Consider the following 17465-nt stretch of genomic DNA (forward strand, 5'->3'; position numbering starts at 1 on the left):
GCTCAGCCTTTCAGCACCCGCGCCAGCGTCGACTTCACCTTCCCCATCCCGTCATGCAAAGCCTGCTCGATCTCGGCCATGGTAATCACTGCCGTCGACTTGCCCGCCGCCGGATTCACCACCAGCGCCAGGCAGGCATAATCCAGTTCCAGCTCACGGGCCAGGGCCGCTTCCGGCATCCCGGTCATGCCGACGATGTCGCAACCGTCACGCTCCAGGCGTGCGATTTCGGCCACTGTTTCCAACCGTGGGCCCTGGGTGCAGGCATACACGCCATGGCTGCTGTAGCCAACGCCTTCAGCCGCCAGTGCTGCAATCAACTGCTGACGCAGCGGTTCGCTGTACGGGTAGCTGAAATCGATATGCGTGACCTGCTCCAGGTCATCGGCAAAATAGGTGTGCTGGCGACCGCTGGTGTAGTCGATCAATTGATGCGGCACGCAGAAATGTCCGGTGCCCATCGCGGCATGAATCCCCCCTACGGCATTGACCGCGAGAATCGCCTCGGCTCCGGCTTGTTTCAGTGCCCAGAGATTGGCGCGGTAGTTCACCTGATGCGGTGGGAACCGGTGCGGATGACCGTGACGGGCGAGGAACAGCACTTCCTTGCCAGCATACTCGCCGATCTGCACCTCGGCCGAAGGCGTGCCGTAAGGGGTGTCGACCGCCAGTGACTGACGAATGCTCAGGCCTTCGAGCTGAGTCAGGCCGGTACCACCGATAATCGCGTAAACCGTCATAACGAACCGTCCTTAATCAATCAATTGAGCGTCTTTGAGCGCGCCGACAGCTGCCAGCCAGCGCGGATCCTGACGGTAGTCGGTGCGCGCGTACGACTGACCGCGCATCCGCGCGATACGCGGTGACGGCTTGACCTTCATGCGTTGCGCGGCGCTCAGGGCCAGCTCGGCGGCCGCACGATCGTTGCACACCAGGCCCATGTCGCAACCGGCGGTCAGTGCCGCTTCAATGCGGCTGGCGGCATCGCCCACCACATGAGCGCCAGCCATGGACAGGTCATCGCTGAAAATCACGCCATCGAACTGCAGTTCGCCACGCAGGATGTCCTGCAGCCAGCGACGGGAGAACCCGGCAGGCTGGGCATCGACTTGCGGATAGATCACATGGGCCGGCATGACGGCGGCCAGCTGCTTGCTCAATCTGGCGAACGGCACCAGGTCGTTGGCACGGATTTCGTCGAGGCTGCGTTCGTCGTTCGGGATCGCCACATGGGAATCCGCCTCGGCCCAGCCGTGACCAGGGAAGTGTTTGCCGGTGGCGGCCATGCCGGCGCTGTTCATGCCACGGATGAATGCACCGGCCAGCAGTGCTGCACGCTCCGGATCGCCCTCGAATGAACGGGTGCCGACCACAGCGCTACGCTGATAATCGAGATCCAGCACCGGAGCGAAACTCAGATCCAGGCCAACGGCCAATACTTCGGTGGCCATGATCCAGCCACACTGCTCGGCCAGGTATTCGGCATTCGGGTTGTCGGCAATTGCACGCATCGCGGGCAGCCGCACAAAGCCCTGACGCAGACGCTGAACCCGCCCACCCTCCTGATCCACCGCCAACAGCAGATCGGGACGCATGGCGCGAATCGCGGCGCTCAACTCCCGGACCTGACGCGGGTGTTCGATGTTGCGGGCAAAAATGATCAGGCCGCCCACTTCGGGTTGGCGCAACAGTTGGCGATCTTCGGCCGTCAGCCAGGTACCGGCGACGTCCACCATCAACGAGCCTTGCAGGCCAGCAGTCATAGAGATTCCTTGATAACGATGAATCCAGCCCGCACGAATTCGCCACCGAGGGCAATGCCCGGCAGGTCGGCGATATCAATGGGAAATGGGTTCAGAACGAGAGTCGGCATGGGCGGCTAGCTTAACGGATGTCAGCTGCCGCGCCCACCCGTGCGCGGTCAAACCTTGGCGGTGACCGATGTCGATTTGCTGCGCGGACGCAATTGCGCGGTGGCCATGGCCGTGTCTGTGACGCCGGATTCGGCACGCATGCCGGCCGCGAGGAACGGCACCATCAGACGCATGACCTGCTCAATGGAAGTGTTTACCCCGAAGTCGGTTTCGGCAATTGCACGCAAGGCCTTGATGCCGGACATGCTGAACGCAGCCGCCCCGAGCATGAAGTGCACGCGCCAGAACAGTTCGATGGGAGGAATGCGCGGCGCAGCTTCGTTGACCAGCATCATGTAGCGGCGGAACACCTTGCCGTACATGTCTTCCAGATAACGACGCAAATGCCCTTGGCTCTGACTGAAAGCCAGGCCCAGCAAACGCATGAAAATCGAGAGATCATTGCCGCTGCGGGGCTGTACCACCAAGGCTTGTTCGACGAGGATTTCCAGCAGTTCTTCGAGCGTGGGCCTGACTTCAGGCTTGGCCTGGCGCCGCTCGAGCTCTTTATCGAGGCTGATGCAAAACGGCCCGAGAAACCGCGAAAAGACCGCTTGAATCAGCGCCTTTTTCGATCCGAAGTGATAGTTCACCGCTGCCAGATTGACACCGGCCTTGCTGGTGATCAGACGCAACGAGGTTTCAGCGAAACCTTTTTCCGCGAACAACTGCTCGGCAGCATCGAGAATGCGTTCAACGGTTTCCGACTGGGCCATGGCTACTCCGCCTGACAAACACTTGTTTGAAACATACGTTTCAGCCTGTGCATTGTCAAGTCTGGCGGTTCGTTTTGGGAATGGTCGGTCAGACATTTAACCATACAACCGCAAAGCTTCAATCAGCAGGCTGAAAGACCGTCCGGCGGTTGGCAGAAAAACGGGCATTGCCAAGACCGTTCCACTGTATATAATCCCAGTCACTGTATAAAAAAACAGAGCGATCAATATGCTAAAGCTGACGCCACGCCAAGCCGAGATTCTGGCCTTCATCAAACGCTGCCTGGAAGACAACGGCTACCCGCCGACCCGCGCGGAAATCGCTCAGGAACTGGGTTTCAAATCGCCCAACGCGGCGGAAGAACACCTCAAGGCGCTGGCCCGCAAAGGCGCAATCGAAATGACGCCTGGTGCGTCCCGCGGGATTCGCATTCCCGGTTTCGAAGCCAAGGCCGATGACGCCAGCTTGCCCATCATTGGCCGGGTAGCGGCCGGCGCGCCGATCCTCGCCCAGCAACATGTCGAAGAATCCTGCAACATCAACCCTGCGTTCTTCCATCCACGCGCCGACTATTTGCTGCGAGTGCATGGCATGAGCATGAAGGACGTGGGTATTTTCGATGGCGACCTGCTGGCCGTCCATACCACCCGCGAAGCCCGTAACGGCCAGATCGTGGTGGCACGTATCGGTGACGAAGTGACCGTCAAGCGCTTCAAGCGTGACGGCAGCAAGGTCTGGCTCATTGCCGAAAACCCTGAATTCGCCCCTATCGAAGTAAACCTTAAAGATCAGGAACTGGTGATCGAAGGCTTGAGTGTCGGCGTCATTCGCCGCTAAAGGAGGCTTTATGCAGTTCCCACACACATCACAGCAAGCCCAACTGCCACTGCTGTTCGAGGCATTCCTGGCGCAGCCGTTGGCGCCGATCCTGAAGGAAGTGGTCGAGTCGCCCTGGAGCGCCGAACCCGAGGTCTTCAGTGAGATGTCTCTGCGTGGTGCAACCGGGAACTGCCTGAACCTTCTGGCACCGATCCTGCGGGAGTTGAGCCAGGATCAGGATGCACGCTGGCTGACACTGATCGCCCCACCCGCCAGCCTGACCCAGGCCTGGTTACGGGACGCAGGACTCAATCGCGAGCGCATCCTGTTGCTCCAGCCAAGTGGCACGCAGAGTGCCCAGCAACTGACCTGTGAGGCCCTTCGTCTCGGCCGCAGTCACACGGTAGTCAGCTGGCTCAACCCGCTGAGCACCACTTCACGGCAACAGTTGATCAGCGCCGCCCGGACCGGGGACGCGCAAAGTCTGAATATTCGATTGGGTTAACACAATACGGTGCAGGGCTTCTCCAGGGACAGAGAAGCCAATCTCGAGCGGTATTCGAAAAAACGACGAACGGGTATCAGTGAAGAACCCGCGGCCCCTCTTCCTTTTCGAATTCGCCCTCAACCAGGCGGCCGGCCATCTGAACACCGACGCTCAACATCGCTTTGGCGACCTCTACGTGTTGGCCTTGCAGAAATGCTTTGGCGTCCTCGGAGAAATCCAAAGTAACCAGAGAACCCTCGTCCTCAGCCCTGCGCAGCTCGATACGGCCGTCTGGTAACTCGACAATTTCTAGAAAGGACGTTGGCATAAAGGTTTGTTCTCCACGAAAGGCGGGGATTATATAGGCATCGGCCAGGCTTCGCTCGGGATCTTGACAAGATGCCATCACGAAGAGAAATGTCTGACAACTCTCTTCCCTGAACGGACAGCCTTCCGTGTCGTCCGTTAAAAAACTCAGTCCCTTAGCACTCGTTCAAGCCTTCGCGAAAACGGATCGCCAGGCTTTTGAGGTTCTGACGCCAGCTCTCCAGCTCTTCACGGCTCAGCTCTGCAGGCGCCTCCTCTTCATCCAGGTTTACCGCCTGAATCAGCGGCTGCGTCACGTCCCCCTTCGGTTTGCGCGGCGCCCGTGGCGGCTGAAACAGCGCTGCATGGGCCGCCAGCAGCTTGGCCAGCCAGGTTTCCGGGTTGTTGGCCAGCTCGACCATCTCGGCCATTTCAGGAATGGCGATACTTTCCAGCACTTCGCGAGTCAGCAGCGACTCAGCCCGGGAGGCATTGGCCTGAGGCAACCGATAGAAACCGGCGATTTCATGGCACAGCCCCAGTAGCGCCCCGTATAGATGAAACAATGCCGATTCACGACCGGCCTGAATCAGCGCCAGGGAATTCATCGCCCGCCCCTCTTCAGCCCTGCCGAGTGCTTCCAGCGACAGGCCGGCGAAATAGATCTTCTGGTTGGTACGGGTATAGAGCTCGTGGGCCATGACGGCAGCCTCCACAACGAAATAATGCTTCACGCAGGTCAGACAGTGTCGTGGATCACCCAAGTCGACCGCAAGCCCAAAACAAAAAGGCCGCATGAAAACCCGAGGGTTCTCATGCGGCCTTCTTTTGTGGCGAGGGAGCTTGCTCCCGCTGGCCGACGGAGTCGGCCCACTACAAGCTTGCGCTTAAGCCTTGGCTGCCGGACGCTTGTCTTCAACGGTCCACTTGCCGCCGTCGTAGTACGCCTTCCAGCCCGTAGGCTTTCCGTCGACTTCCGTCTGCACGTATTGCTCCTTGGTCTTGCGGCTATATCGGATCACCGCAGGGAGGCCGTCCGGGTCTTTCTTCGGTGCTTCACAAAGAAAGTGGTACTTCGGATCGATCTCATCCTTGTGCGGGATGATTTCCATGACCAACGGAGCGCGGGTCTCGCGGTTTTTCGGGAACTGGCTGGCTGCCAGGAACAGACCGGAAGCTCCGTCGCGCAGGATGTAGGTGTCATTGACCTTTTCGCATTTCAGCTCAGGCATTTTCACCGGGTCCATCTTCGGCGGCGCCGCATCACCGCTTTTCAGCAGTTTGCGGGTGTTCTTGCAGGTCGGATTGGTGCAACCGAAGAACTTGCCGAAGCGGCCGGTCTTGAGCTGCATCTCGCTGCCGCACTTGTCGCATTCCAGGCTCGGACCCTCATAGCCCTTGATGCGATAGACACCTTCTTCGATTTCGTAGCCATCGCAATCCGGGTTATTACCGCAGATGTGCAGCTTGCGCTTCTCATCGAGCAGGTAGGCGTCCATCGCCGTGCTGCAGATCGGGCAGCGATGCTTGCCACGCAGCACCAGCGACTCCGACTCACCTTCGTCGTCCGCAGCGATTTCATCGCCCGGCACCAGGTTGACGGTGGCCTTGCAGCGTTCTTTCGGTGGCAGGCTGTAGCCCGAGCAACCGAGGAACACACCGGTCGACGCGGTACGAATCTGCATCGGGCGACCGCAGGTCGTGCACGGAATGTCAGTCATCACCGGCTGATTGGCACGCATGCCGTTTTCCGCACCTTCGGCCACTTCGAGTTTTTTCTTGAAGTCGCCGTAGAACTCGTCGAGCACGTTTTTCCAGTCGCGCTCGCCCTGGGCCACGTCATCGAGATGCTCTTCCATGCCCGCGGTGAAGCCGTAGTCCATGAGATGAGAGAAGCTTTCGGCCAGACGCTCGGTGACGATATCGCCCATCTTTTCCGAATAGAAACGACGGTTGTGCAGCGCCACGTAGCCGCGGTCCTGGATGGTCGAAATGATCGCCGCGTAGGTCGAAGGACGACCAATGCCGCGTTTTTCCATTTCTTTTACCAAGCTGGCTTCCGAGTAACGCGCCGGTGGCTTGGTGAAGTGCTGGGTCGGATCAAGCTTGATCAGCTTCATCGCGTCGCCCTGGGCCATGTCCGGCAGTACATCGTCGTCGCCCGGCTTGGCGATTTGCGGCATGACACGGGTGTAACCGTCGAATTTGAGGATACGGCCCTTGGCACGCAACTCGAAATCGCCGGCACCGACAGTGACCGTGGTCGACAGGTATTGCGCCGGCAACATCTGGCAAGCGAGGAACTGGCGCCAGATCAGCTCGTAGAGCCGCTCTGCGTCACGCTCCATGCCCGACAGCTTGCTCGGCTCGGTATTGGCGTCGGACGGACGAATCGCTTCGTGAGCCTCCTGTGCGCCTTCCTTGCTGCTGTAGACGTTCGGGGTGTCCGGCAGGTATTTCTTACCGAACTCGCCTTCAATATAGGTACGCGCCATCGCCACGGCATCAGCCGAGAGGTTGGTGGAGTCGGTACGCATGTAAGTGATGTAGCCGGCTTCGTACAGACGCTGGGCCATCATCATGGTTTTCTTCACACCGAAGCCCAGGCGGTTGCTCGCGGCCTGTTGCAGGGTGGAAGTGATGAACGGTGCCGATGGCTTGCTGCTGGTCGGCTTGTCTTCACGCTTGACGATGTTGTAGCTGGAAGCCTTGAGCTTCTCCAGCGCGGCCATGGCCTGGGTTTCGTTAAGCGGCTTGAACGCCTCACCCTTCTCGCGAGCGACGTCGAAACGCACGGTCGCGCCTTTGGCGGTGCCGAGATCGGCGTGCACTTCCCAGTACTCTTCCGGGATGAACGCGCGAATTTCACGCTCACGCTCGACCACCAGTTTGACCGCAACCGACTGCACGCGGCCGGCGGACAGGCCACGGGCGATCTTGGCCCACAACAGCGGCGAAACCATGTAGCCCACTACACGGTCGAGGAATCGACGCGCCTGCTGGGCGTTGACACGATCGATGTCCAGCTCGCCTGGCTGGGAGAAAGCTTCCTGGATCGCCTTCTTGGTGATCTCGTTGAACACCACGCGCTTGTAGCGGCTGTCGTCACCACCGATGGCTTCGCGCAGGTGCCAGGCAATGGCTTCCCCCTCGCGATCCAAGTCGGTTGCGAGATAGATGGTGTCAGCATCCTTGGCGAGCCGGCGCAGCTCTTCGATGACCTTTTCCTTGCCCGGAAGGATCTCGTACTTGGCTTTCCAGCCATGATCGGGATCGACCCCCATGCGAGCGACCAGCTGCTTGCGCGCCTTTTCTTTCGGCGACAGTGCCGGCGCTTCACCCGCAGCAGCCTTGCCGCGCTTGGCGGCCGGCTCTTTGCTGGCGCTAGCCGAACCGCTGGTGGGCAGGTCTCGGATATGGCCGATACTCGACTTCACCACGTATTCGTTGCCCAAATACTTGTTGATGGTCTTGGCCTTAGCCGGGGATTCCACAATGACCAGCGATTTGCCCATGGATCAGAAAATTCCTGAATTCTAAAAGTGAAAGGCGGTTGGCGCCTGACGCGGCACCGCTATATATAGTGGCTACAAGGTGAGGTCAAGCGCAGGGTTTTGCGCGCACTCAGCTTATGGCTTGGTAAAAAGGCTCTCTTCGGCTTGCACCAAAGCAAAGCGCGGCACCTGTTCGCCGTCAACTTCGACCGACTCCAGGAACATGCTCAAGGGTCGTACCCAAAAGCCGTAATCGCCATACAGGGCTTGGTAGAAGACCACTTCTTCCTCGGTTTCCGAATGCCGCGCGACACTGAAAACGCGGTACTGCGGACCTTTGTAATGTTGGTAGAGCCCAGGTTGTATCGGCATGCTTTGGCCCTCACTCAAATTTTTTCAAAATAAAAACAAAAATAAATCCCGAAAAACAAAAACCGGGGCACTTGGCCCCGGCTTCCGTCAACGAAACGCTTAGACGCGTTCGAAGACGGTGGAGATGCCTTGGCCGAGACCAATGCACATGGTGGCAACCCCGAAGGTGCCGCCATTCTGCTTCATCACGTTCAGCAAAGTGCCGGAGATACGCGCACCGGAGCAACCGAACGGGTGACCCAGGGCGATCGCGCCGCCGTGCAGGTTAACCTTCTCGTTCATCTTGTCGAGCACTTTCAGATCTTTCAGCACCGGCAGGGCCTGTGCGGCGAAAGCTTCGTTGAGCTCGAAGAAGTCGATATCGTTGATGCCAAGGCCCGCGCGCTTCAGTGCTTTTTGTGTAGCCGGTACTGGACCATAGCCCATGATCGCCGGGTCCACACCTGCCACTGCCATCGAGCGAATCACCGCCAAAGGCTGAATGCCCAGGTCCTGTGCACGTTGCGCCGACATCACGATCATGCACGAAGCACCATCGGTGATCTGCGACGAGGTACCGGCTGTCACGGTGCCGCCCTTTGGATTAAACGCCGGCTTCAGAGCCGCCAGGCTTTCCAGGGTGGTTTCCGGACGAATGGTTTCGTCGTAGTCGAACAGTTTCAGGAAACCGTTCTCGTCATAGCCCTGCATCGGGATGATTTCGTCCTTGAACTTGCCTTCCACGGTCGCCTTGTGGGCGAGTTGGTGGGAGCGCACGCCGAAAGCATCCTGCTGCTCGCGGGTAATGCCGTGCATTTTACCCAGCATTTCAGCGGTCAGGCCCATCATGCCCGAGGCTTTCGCCGCGTACAGGGACATGTGCGGGTTCGGATCGACACCGTGCATCATGCTCACGTGCCCCATATGCTCGACGCCGCCGACGACGAATACGTCACCGTTGCCGGTCATGATCGCTTGCGCGGCAGTGTGCAACGCACTCATGGACGAGCCACACAGACGGCTGACGGTCTGGCCGGCCGACGTGTGCGGGATCTGGGTCATCAGCGACGCCATGCGCGCGATGTTCCAGCCTTGCTCCAGGGTCTGGTTCACACAGCCCCAGATCACGTCTTCGACTTCGTTCGGGTCGACCTTGACGTTGCGTTCCAGCAGTTTGCTGATCAGGTGCGCCGACATGTCTTCGGCGCGGGTGTTGCGGTGCATGCCGCCCTTGGAGCGGCCCATCGGAGTACGACCGAAGTCGACAATCACGACGTCTCTAGGATTCAAGCTCATAAGTTCACTCTCACTCTAGTTGGGGGCGCTTAACCGAAGAAGCTCTGGCCGTTTTTGGCCATTTCGCGCAGCTTCGCGGTCGGGTGGTACAGCGCGCCCAAATCAGCGTACTGGTCAGCCAGGGCAACGAACTGTGCAACACCGATCGAGTCGATGTAGCGCAGCGCACCACCACGGAATGGAGGGAAACCAATACCGTAGACCAGACCCATGTCGGCTTCGGCAGCGGTTTCGACAATGCCGTCTTCCAGGCAACGCACGGTTTCCAGACACAGCGGGATCATCATCCAGTTGATGATGTCTTCGTCAGTGACTTCGCGCTGCTCGAACACGATTGGCTTGAGCACTTCCAGTACCGACGGATCGGCGACTTTCTTCTGCTTGCCCTTCTTGTCCGTCTCGTAGGCGTAGAAGCCCTTGCCGTTCTTCTGGCCCAGGCGCTTGGCTTCGTAGAGCACGTCTACGGCCGAGCGGCTGTTATCTTTCATGCGGTCCGGGAAGCCTTCAGCCATTACGTCACGACCGTGGTGGCCGGTGTCGATGCCGACCACGTCCATCAGGTACGCCGGGCCCATCGGCCAGCCGAATTTTTCCATGACCTTGTCGATACGGACGAAGTCCACACCGGCGCTGACCAACTTGGCGAAACCACCGAAGTAAGGGAACAGTACGCGGTTGACCAGGAAGCCCGGGCAGTCGTTGACCACGATCGGGTTCTTGCCCATTTTCTTGGCGTAGGCAACGGTGGTGGCAACCGCCAACTCGCTGGACTTCTCGCCACGGATCACTTCCACCAGCGGCATCATGTGCACCGGGTTGAAGAAGTGCATGCCGACGAAGTTTTCCGGGTGCTTGAGGGCCTTGGCCAGCAGGCTGATGGAAATGGTCGAGGTGTTCGAGGCAAGGATGGTGCCTTCTTTGACCTGAGCTTCGACTTCAGCCAGAACGGCTTGCTTGACCTTCGGGTTCTCGACAACTGCTTCGACCACCAGGTCCACGTGACCGAAGTCGCCGTAGGACAGGGTCGGACGAATGCCGTTGAGCACTTCGGCCATTTTCGCGGCGGTCATGCGGCCTTTATCAACGCGGCCAACCAGCAGCTTGGCGGCTTCGGCCAGGCCCTGCTCGATACCGTGCTCGTTAATGTCCTTCATCAGGATCGGCGTGCCCTTGGAGGCCGACTGATAGGCAATACCGCCACCCATGATGCCGGCGCCCAATACGGCGGCCTGCTTCACGTCCTTGGCGATTTCGTCGTAGGCCTTGGCTTTTTTCTTCAGCTCCTGGTCGTTCAGGAACAGACCGATCAAGCTCTGCGCGGCAGAGGTCTTGGCCAGTTTCACGAAACCGGCGGCTTCGACTTCCAGTGCCTTGTCGCGACCGAAGTTCGCGGCTTTCTGGATGGTCTTGATTGCTTCGACCGGCGCCGGGTAGTTCGGGCCAGCCTGGCCTGCCACGAAACCTTTGGCGGTTTCGAAAGCCATCATTTGTTCGATGGCGTTCAGCTTGAGCTTTTCAAGCTTCGGCTGGCGCTTGGCCTTGTAATCGAATTCGCCGGAAATGGCGCGCTTGATCAGTTCCAGCGCGGCGTCCTGCAGTTTTTCAGGCGCGACCACGGCATCGACGGCGCCGACTTTCAGCGCGTCTTCAGGACGGTTTTCCTTGCCGGCGGCAATCCACTCGATGGCGTTGTCGGCACCGATCAGGCGCGGCAGACGCACGGTACCGCCGAAGCCCGGGTAGATGCCCAGCTTGACTTCCGGCAGACCGATCTTGGCCTTGGTGGACATGACGCGGTAATCCGCCGCCAGGCACATCTCCAGACCGCCACCCAACGCGATGCCGTTGATTGCGGCGACAGTCGGGACGTTGAGGTCTTCGAAATCGCTGAAAATCTTGTTGGCTTCCAGGTTGCCTGCAACAAGCTCTGCATCCGGCAGCTTGAAGTTGTCGACAAATTCGGTGATGTCGGCGCCGACGATGAAGACGTCCTTGCCACTGCTGACGATCACACCCTTGATCGAAGCATCTGCCTTGATGGTGTCCACGGCCTGACGCAGTTCGTTCAGGGTTAGACGGTTGAACTTGTTGACGGACTCACCCTTGAGGTCGAACTTCAGTTCGACGATGCCACTTTCAAGAGCCTTAACCGTGATGGCTTTACCTTCGTAAATCATCAACTGATCTCCACGATATGGAAGCTGAACAGTACACGTCGGACGCAGGCGACCGGCTTGGCAGGACGTTAAACGTCGATGCTACGCCAATCTGCCCGGCACACCCGCCAACGCGATAGTCGGGATTCTGTAGGAGCGTTTTTCAATACAAACGCTCAATTCATACGCCCGTTTGATTTGGGTACGCCACCTTCACGGAATTTCCGACAATTGTCAATCGCCCAAAATGCGGGTTGAAATGCGACTTTGCGGTCATTTCTGTAAGACGAAGGCCTGCAACACGCGGCTGCATGTATAGACATTCATAGGATCAATCATTAGAAAAGTCGCCCTAATTCGCTGCAGCCTTTGTTTAACAGGCTAAGCTGGCGGAACTTCAGGGAAATTTTGAACGCCCACGGCGAATGCCGGGCGTAAGATCAGCCCACACAGACTTACCGGCCTGCCTGGCCAACCCCGCCCGATGCTGTTGTCGGGCTTTTTATTGCCTGCGATAAAACGGCGATTGCCCCCCTGTGGGAGCGAGCATGCTCGCGATGGTCGTCAACGATGACACTGGAAGCCTGACACCCCACGGCGTTCTCAGGTTTATCGCGAGCGAGCTCGCTCCTACACAGGGAATCGGTTTCAGGCCAGAGCCTTGAGGGTGGCATCGATGTGCAGCAACACCTCGGCTTCGCCCTTCTCGCCCCAATACAAAGCGATCATTTGCTTGTCGGCTTCGACCTTGTAGACGTTATCCGGCAATTTTTCGAAATGATTGAGCAGCGCTTGATCTTCACAAACCTCCTGCCACTGGTTCACCCACAGACCTGGTGTTTTTTGCCAGTAACTCCAGCAGGCAGGCTGGGTACCGCGTCGTGGCCGGTGGTATTGCGCGCACGGGTTTGGCGGCTCCTGACCGAGCCAGTGCGGCCATTCCTGAGGCGCCAACTGCATGGCCAATCCGATTCGTCGTGCCTCCATGCGCAGGGCCATGCGGCCACTCTGGTGGCGGGACGGCCGCAACCATGCCAGCGGGCTGAGCACCACCAGCAGGATTGACACCACTATCCAGACCGTCATATCTGTACTCCCGATTTTGAATGGGCGTATTCAGTCACTTTGAAACCAATACGCTTGAAACCAGCCATACTTACCAATATTGCATTCCTCAGGAGGAGCACCTCATGCCCTACAACCACATTCTGGTCGCTGTAGATCTAACCGAAGAGTGCGACCCTGTAATCCACCGTGCTCGCGAGCTGTCGGTGAGCAACGGGGCGAAATTGTCCCTGGTGCACATTGTCGAGCCGATGGCCATGGCGTTTGGTGGTGACGTTCCGATGGACCTGTCACAACTGCAACAACAGCAGTTCGATCAGGCCAAGGAGCGCCTTGACCGGCTGATCATGAAGTATCCCGAACTCTCCAAGGAATACAGCCACCTGACCTATGGCCAGCCACGCCAGGAAATCCACCACCTGGCCAAGGAGCAAACCTGCGACCTGATTGTGGTCGGCAGCCATGGCCGGCATGGCCTGGCACTGCTGCTCGGCTCCACCGCCAACGACGTACTGCACGGCGCGCCTTGCGATGTGCTGGCGGTGCGCCTGCAAAACAAAAGCTGATAATCGATCCCGTAGAAGCGAGCTCGCTCGCGATGGTCGTCAACGATGACGCGGGAAGCCTGGCACCCCGCGGCGCTCTCAGATTCATCGCGAGCAAGCTCGCTCCTACAGGAAGCCGATCGCATTGCATATGAAAAGCCCGGCGCTCCTTTCGGAACGCCGGGCTTTTTCATGGCAAGTTCAATCAGGCATCCAGTTCAGCCCAGCGCTCGACCATCACGTCCAGCTCAGCCTGCAACTGCGACAGCTGAGCGATCACCGCAGCGGTTTCGGCTGCTGGACGCAGGTAGAAACCGGCGTCCGCCATCTGCGCTTCAACCGCAGCAATCTGCTGCTCCATCATCTCGATCTGCCCTGGCAACGCTTCCAGTTCGCGCTGCAACTTGTAGCTGAGCTTCTTCTTCGCCGCCGGCGCTTCGGCAGCTGCCGCGACCGGTGCTGGCTCGGCCTTCACCACCGCGGAGTTCAGGTCGGCCTTGCCGGACTTGCTTTCGGTCACGCCCAACAGGCGCGGCGAACCGCCCTGGCGCAGCCAGTCCTGATAACCGCCAACGTACTCGCGAACCTGACCTTCACCTTCGAATACCAAGGTGCTGGTGACCACGTTATCGAGGAATGCCCGGTCGTGGCTGACCATCAGCACGGTGCCGTTGAAGGTCAGCAGGACCTCTTCCAGCAGCTCGAGCGTTTCGACGTCGAGATCGTTGGTCGGTTCGTCGAGCACCAGCAGGTTCGCCGGCTTGCTGAACAGCTTGGCCAGCAGCAGACGGGCACGCTCACCACCGGACAACGCCTTGACCGGCGTGCGGGCACGCTGCGGGCTGAACAGGAAGTCGCCGAGATAGCTCAACACGTGGCGACTCTGACCATCGATATCGATGAAGTCGCGCCCTTCGGCGACGTTGTCGATCACGGTTTTTTCCAGGTCCAGCTGATGGCGCAACTGGTCGAAGTAGGCGACGTCGATCTTCGTCCCCTCTTCCACCTTGCCGCTGGTCGGCTGCAAGCCGCTAAGCATCAGTTTCAGCAGCGTGGTCTTGCCGGTGCCGTTGGCGCCGAGCAGACCAATACGGTCGCCGCGCTGCAACACCATGGAGAAATCCTTGATCAGGAACGGCCCGCCCGGGTGAGCGAAACTCACATTCTCGAGCACCATCACCTGCTTGCCGGACTTGTCGGCGGTTTCCAGCTGAATGTTGGCCTTGCCGGTGCGCTCGCGACGCTCGCTACGCTCAACGCGCAAAGCCTTGAGTGCGCGTACGCGGCCTTCGTTACGGGTACGACGGGCCTTGATGCCCTGGCGAATCCACACTTCTTCCTGGGCCAGGCGCTTGTCGAACAGCGCATTGGCGGTGGCTTCGGCGGCGAGTTCGGCTTCTTTGTGCACGAGGAAACTGGCGTAGTCGCCGTTCCAGTCGATCAGGCCACCGCGATCCAGTTCGAGGATGCGGGTCGCAAGGTTTTGCAGGAAGGAACGGTCGTGCGTGATGAACAGCACGGCGCCCTGGAAATCCTTCAGCGCTTCTTCCAGCCAGGCGATTGCACCAATGTCCAGGTGGTTGGTCGGTTCGTCGAGCAACAGCAGATCCGGTTCGGACACCAGGGCCTGGGCCAACAGGACGCGACGACGCCAGCCGCCGGACAATTCGGCGAGGGTCTTGTCGGCCGGCAACTGCAGGCGACTGAGGGTGCTGTCGACCAGGGTTTGCAAACGCCAGCCATCGCGGGCTTCGAGGTCGTGCTGGACGTGCATCAGCTTGTCCAGGTCAGCGTCGGTGACGATGTTCTGGCTCAGGTGGTGGTACTCGGCAAGCAAGGCACCGACACCGTCCAGGCCTTCGGCCACTACGTCGAACACTGTCCGCTCGTCGGCTACCGGCAATTCTTGCGGCAATTCGCCAATCTTGAGTCCGGGTGCGCGCCAAACGGAGCCGTCATCGGGCTTCTGGTCGCCCTTGACGAGCTTCATCATGCTGGACTTGCCAGTGCCGTTGCGGCCGATGATGCACACCCGCTCTCCACGGGCGATCTGCCAGGACACCTTGTCCAACAACGGCATAGCGCCGAAAGCAAGGGACACATCGCTGAATTTGAGCAGGGTCATGAGCTTCTCCAAAAACCGGGCGCGCATTCTACCTGAATCGAGGCTTCAGAAGGCCGGCAATTTCATTGTCGAAGCACTCTGCACAACAAATGTTGCGAACTGATGCAGACAGGTCCGCAAAGCTTTCGCCCGTTGCTGGCAAAAGGCTAAGCTACGGAGAATTCAGTGTGGGCATCGCCAGCACTTGTCATGGTTTTTCTGTCCGGACGTCTCATGCGCAGTCGCCTTCTCAAGCTTTTGTCCTGTTTTTTACTCTCTGCCGCTGCCGTTCAATCCGCCCACGCGGTGGACCTGTCCACCCAACGCCAATATTACGATGAGGCCAAGCGCGCCCTGGCCAAGGGCGATACCGGTCCTTACTTCCGTTACAGCCAGGCCCTGGCCGATTATCCGCTGGAGCCGTACCTGGCGTATGACGAACTGACCGCGCGACTGAAAACCGCGAGCAATGCCGAAATCGAAAAATTCCTCGCCGACCACGGCGACCTGCCCCAGGCCAACTGGATGAAGCTGCGCTGGTTACGCTGGCTGGCCGAGCGCGGCGACTGGGCGACTTTCGTCAAGTATTACGACCCAAAAATGAATTTCACTGAACTGGACTGCCTGAACGCGCAGTATCAGCTCAGTCACAATCTCAAGTCCGAAGGTAACGCCAACACCAACAAGCTCTGGCTGACCGGTAAATCCCAACCCGAGGCCTGCGACGCGCTGTTCGGCATGTGGGCCGCTGAAGGCCAGTTGACTGAACAGAAACGCTGGGAGCGCGCCAAACTCGCTGCCCAGGTGCGCAACTACCCGCTGGCCAACAGCCTGGTCAACAGCCTGACCACCCTCGCCCCCCGGGGTCGCCTGTTGATCGATGTGGCGCAAAAACCCGAGCTGCTCAACCAGCCGTCGCGTTTCACGCCAGCGGACGAACCGATGTCGGATATCGTCAGCCTTGGCCTGCGCCGCCTCGCCCGCCAGGACCCGGACAAGGCCATGGACCTGCTCGACGGTTATGCCAGCAGCATGCACTTTTCCCGCGACGAAAAAGTGGCGATCGCCCGGGAAATCGGCCTGACCCTCGCGCGCCGTTTCGACAGCCGCGCGCTGGACGTGATGACCAAGTACGACCCGGAGTTACGCGACAACACCGTGTCCGAGTGGCGCCTGCGCCTGCTGCTGCGCCTGGCCCGCTGGGACGATGCCTATCAATTGACTCGCCGCTTGCCACAGGACCTGGCCACCACCAACCGCTGGCGCTACTGGCAAGCCCGCAGCCTGGAACTGGCGCAACCGCAGAACCCGGAAGCGCAGACCCTTTATAAGAGCCTTGCCCGCGAGCGTGACTTCTATGGTTTTCTCGCCGCCGACCGTTCGCAGTCGCCCTATTCGCTGCTCAACAAGCCGTTGATGCTGAGTCAGGCGACCATCAACAAGGTACGCAACACCCCCGGCGTACGCCGCGCCCTGGAGTTCCACGCCCGTGGCCAGATCGTCGACGGTCGCCGCGAGTGGTATCACGTCAGCCGGCACTTCAGCCGCGACGAAATGGTCGCCCAGGCCAAACTGGCCTACGACCTGAAATGGTATTTCCCGGCGATCCGCACCATCAGCCAGGCGCAGTACTGGGACGATCTGGACATCCGCTTCCCGATGGCGCACCGCGAAACCCTGGTCCGTGAAGCCAAGGTCCGTGGCCTGCATTCAAGCTGGGTGTTCGCCATCACCCGCCAGGAAAGCGCCTTCATGGACGACGCCCGCTCCGGTGTCGGCGCGTCAGGCTTGATGCAACTGATGCCCGGAACCGCCAAGGAAACCGCGCGCAAGTTCAGCATTCCGTATGCCTCGCCACAGCAGTTGTTCGATCCGGACAAGAACATTCAGCTCGGTGCCGCTTACCTGAGTCAGGTCCATAGCCAGTTCAACGGCAACCGCGTCCTCGCCTCCGCCGCCTACAACGCCGGCCCCGGCCGCGTCCGCCAGTGGCTGCGCGGCGCGGACCATCTGAGTTTCGACGTATGGGTGGAAAGCATCCCGTTCGACGAAACCCGCCAGTATGTGCAAAACGTGCTGTCGTATTCGGTGATCTACGGCCAGAAGCTCAACTCGCCACAACCGTTGGTGGATTGGCATGAGCGGTATTTCGACGATCAATGATCACTGTAGGAGCGAGCCTGCTCGCGATGAACATTAGAGCACCGCTGGG

At 59.4% G+C, this 17465-nt stretch carries 15 protein-coding genes; 4 read left to right on the forward strand and 11 right to left on the reverse strand.

Annotated features, from left to right (window positions below; all coding sequences use genetic code 11):
* Positions 1 to 2: 2 nt before the first annotated feature.
* From BJ917_RS07995 to BJ917_RS08005, 3 genes are all read right to left on the reverse strand, one after another.
* Positions 3 to 740 (reverse strand): S-methyl-5'-thioinosine phosphorylase, encoded by a 738-nt coding sequence (locus BJ917_RS07995; RefSeq protein WP_096512648.1) that lies wholly within the window; start codon positions 738 to 740, stop codon positions 3 to 5.
* Positions 741 to 752: 12 nt separating this feature from the next.
* The gene (gene nagZ, locus BJ917_RS08000; protein ID WP_121103000.1) at positions 753 to 1763 is read right to left on the reverse strand and encodes a beta-N-acetylhexosaminidase; all 1011 of its coding nucleotides are present in this window, start codon (positions 1761 to 1763) and stop codon (positions 753 to 755) included.
* Positions 1764 to 1921: 158 nt separating this feature from the next.
* Positions 1922 to 2629, reverse strand: a complete 708-nt coding sequence (locus tag BJ917_RS08005; RefSeq protein ID WP_121103002.1) for a TetR/AcrR family transcriptional regulator — start codon at positions 2627 to 2629, stop codon at positions 1922 to 1924.
* Between the two features lie 229 nt (positions 2630 to 2858).
* Between BJ917_RS08005 and lexA the strand changes: the two genes are divergently transcribed.
* Positions 2859 to 3467: a transcriptional repressor LexA gene (gene lexA / locus BJ917_RS08010; RefSeq protein ID WP_096512651.1), complete on the forward strand. Its 609-nt coding sequence runs from the start codon at positions 2859 to 2861 to the stop codon at positions 3465 to 3467.
* A gap of 10 nt (positions 3468 to 3477) precedes the next feature.
* Complete coding sequence (gene sulA / locus BJ917_RS08015) at positions 3478 to 3954, forward strand: SOS-induced cell division inhibitor SulA (protein WP_096512652.1); 477 nt, start codon at positions 3478 to 3480, stop codon at positions 3952 to 3954.
* 76 nt (positions 3955 to 4030) lie between these two features.
* On the opposite strand, the gene BJ917_RS08020 is transcribed toward sulA, so the two are convergent.
* From BJ917_RS08020 to BJ917_RS08050, 7 genes are all read right to left on the reverse strand, one after another.
* Positions 4031 to 4264: a hypothetical protein gene (locus BJ917_RS08020; protein ID WP_096512653.1), complete on the reverse strand. Its 234-nt coding sequence runs from the start codon at positions 4262 to 4264 to the stop codon at positions 4031 to 4033.
* A gap of 154 nt (positions 4265 to 4418) precedes the next feature.
* The gene (locus BJ917_RS08025; RefSeq protein ID WP_096512654.1) at positions 4419 to 4943 is read right to left on the reverse strand and encodes a DUF6586 family protein; all 525 of its coding nucleotides are present in this window, start codon (positions 4941 to 4943) and stop codon (positions 4419 to 4421) included.
* Between the two features lie 186 nt (positions 4944 to 5129).
* Entirely contained in the window at positions 5130 to 7757 is a 2628-nt protein-coding gene (gene topA / locus BJ917_RS08030) for a type I DNA topoisomerase (protein ID WP_121103004.1), read from the reverse strand.
* 114 nt (positions 7758 to 7871) lie between these two features.
* On the reverse strand, positions 7872 to 8108 hold the full coding sequence (locus BJ917_RS08035) for a DUF1653 domain-containing protein (protein ID WP_007986363.1): 237 nt from the start codon (positions 8106 to 8108) through the stop codon (positions 7872 to 7874).
* A gap of 99 nt (positions 8109 to 8207) precedes the next feature.
* Positions 8208 to 9383 carry an acetyl-CoA C-acyltransferase FadA gene (gene fadA / locus BJ917_RS08040; protein WP_096512656.1) on the reverse strand — a complete coding sequence of 392 codons (1176 nt, stop codon included), beginning with the start codon at positions 9381 to 9383 and terminating at the stop codon, positions 8208 to 8210.
* Between the two features lie 29 nt (positions 9384 to 9412).
* Positions 9413 to 11560 (reverse strand): fatty acid oxidation complex subunit alpha FadB, encoded by a 2148-nt coding sequence (gene fadB, locus BJ917_RS08045; protein ID WP_096512657.1) that lies wholly within the window; start codon positions 11558 to 11560, stop codon positions 9413 to 9415.
* 627 nt (positions 11561 to 12187) lie between these two features.
* Positions 12188 to 12625, reverse strand: a complete 438-nt coding sequence (locus BJ917_RS08050) for a hypothetical protein (protein ID WP_121103006.1) — start codon at positions 12623 to 12625, stop codon at positions 12188 to 12190.
* Between the two features lie 104 nt (positions 12626 to 12729).
* Between BJ917_RS08050 and BJ917_RS08055 the strand changes: the two genes are divergently transcribed.
* A complete protein-coding gene (locus BJ917_RS08055) occupies positions 12730 to 13170 on the forward strand; it encodes a universal stress protein (RefSeq protein ID WP_096512659.1) in 441 nt (146 codons plus the stop codon).
* Positions 13171 to 13354: 184 nt separating this feature from the next.
* On the opposite strand, the gene BJ917_RS08060 is transcribed toward BJ917_RS08055, so the two are convergent.
* Positions 13355 to 15274 (reverse strand): ATP-binding cassette domain-containing protein, encoded by a 1920-nt coding sequence (locus BJ917_RS08060; RefSeq protein WP_121103008.1) that lies wholly within the window; start codon positions 15272 to 15274, stop codon positions 13355 to 13357.
* Between the two features lie 213 nt (positions 15275 to 15487).
* Between BJ917_RS08060 and BJ917_RS08065 the strand changes: the two genes are divergently transcribed.
* Positions 15488 to 17416 carry a transglycosylase SLT domain-containing protein gene (locus BJ917_RS08065; protein ID WP_096515500.1) on the forward strand — a complete coding sequence of 643 codons (1929 nt, stop codon included), beginning with the start codon at positions 15488 to 15490 and terminating at the stop codon, positions 17414 to 17416.
* The last annotated feature ends 49 nt before the right edge of the window (positions 17417 to 17465 follow it).

Origin of the sequence: Pseudomonas sp. WPR_5_2, from assembly GCF_003634475.1 — a bacterium.
Classification (GTDB): Bacteria; Pseudomonadota; Gammaproteobacteria; order Pseudomonadales; family Pseudomonadaceae; genus Aquipseudomonas; species Aquipseudomonas izuensis.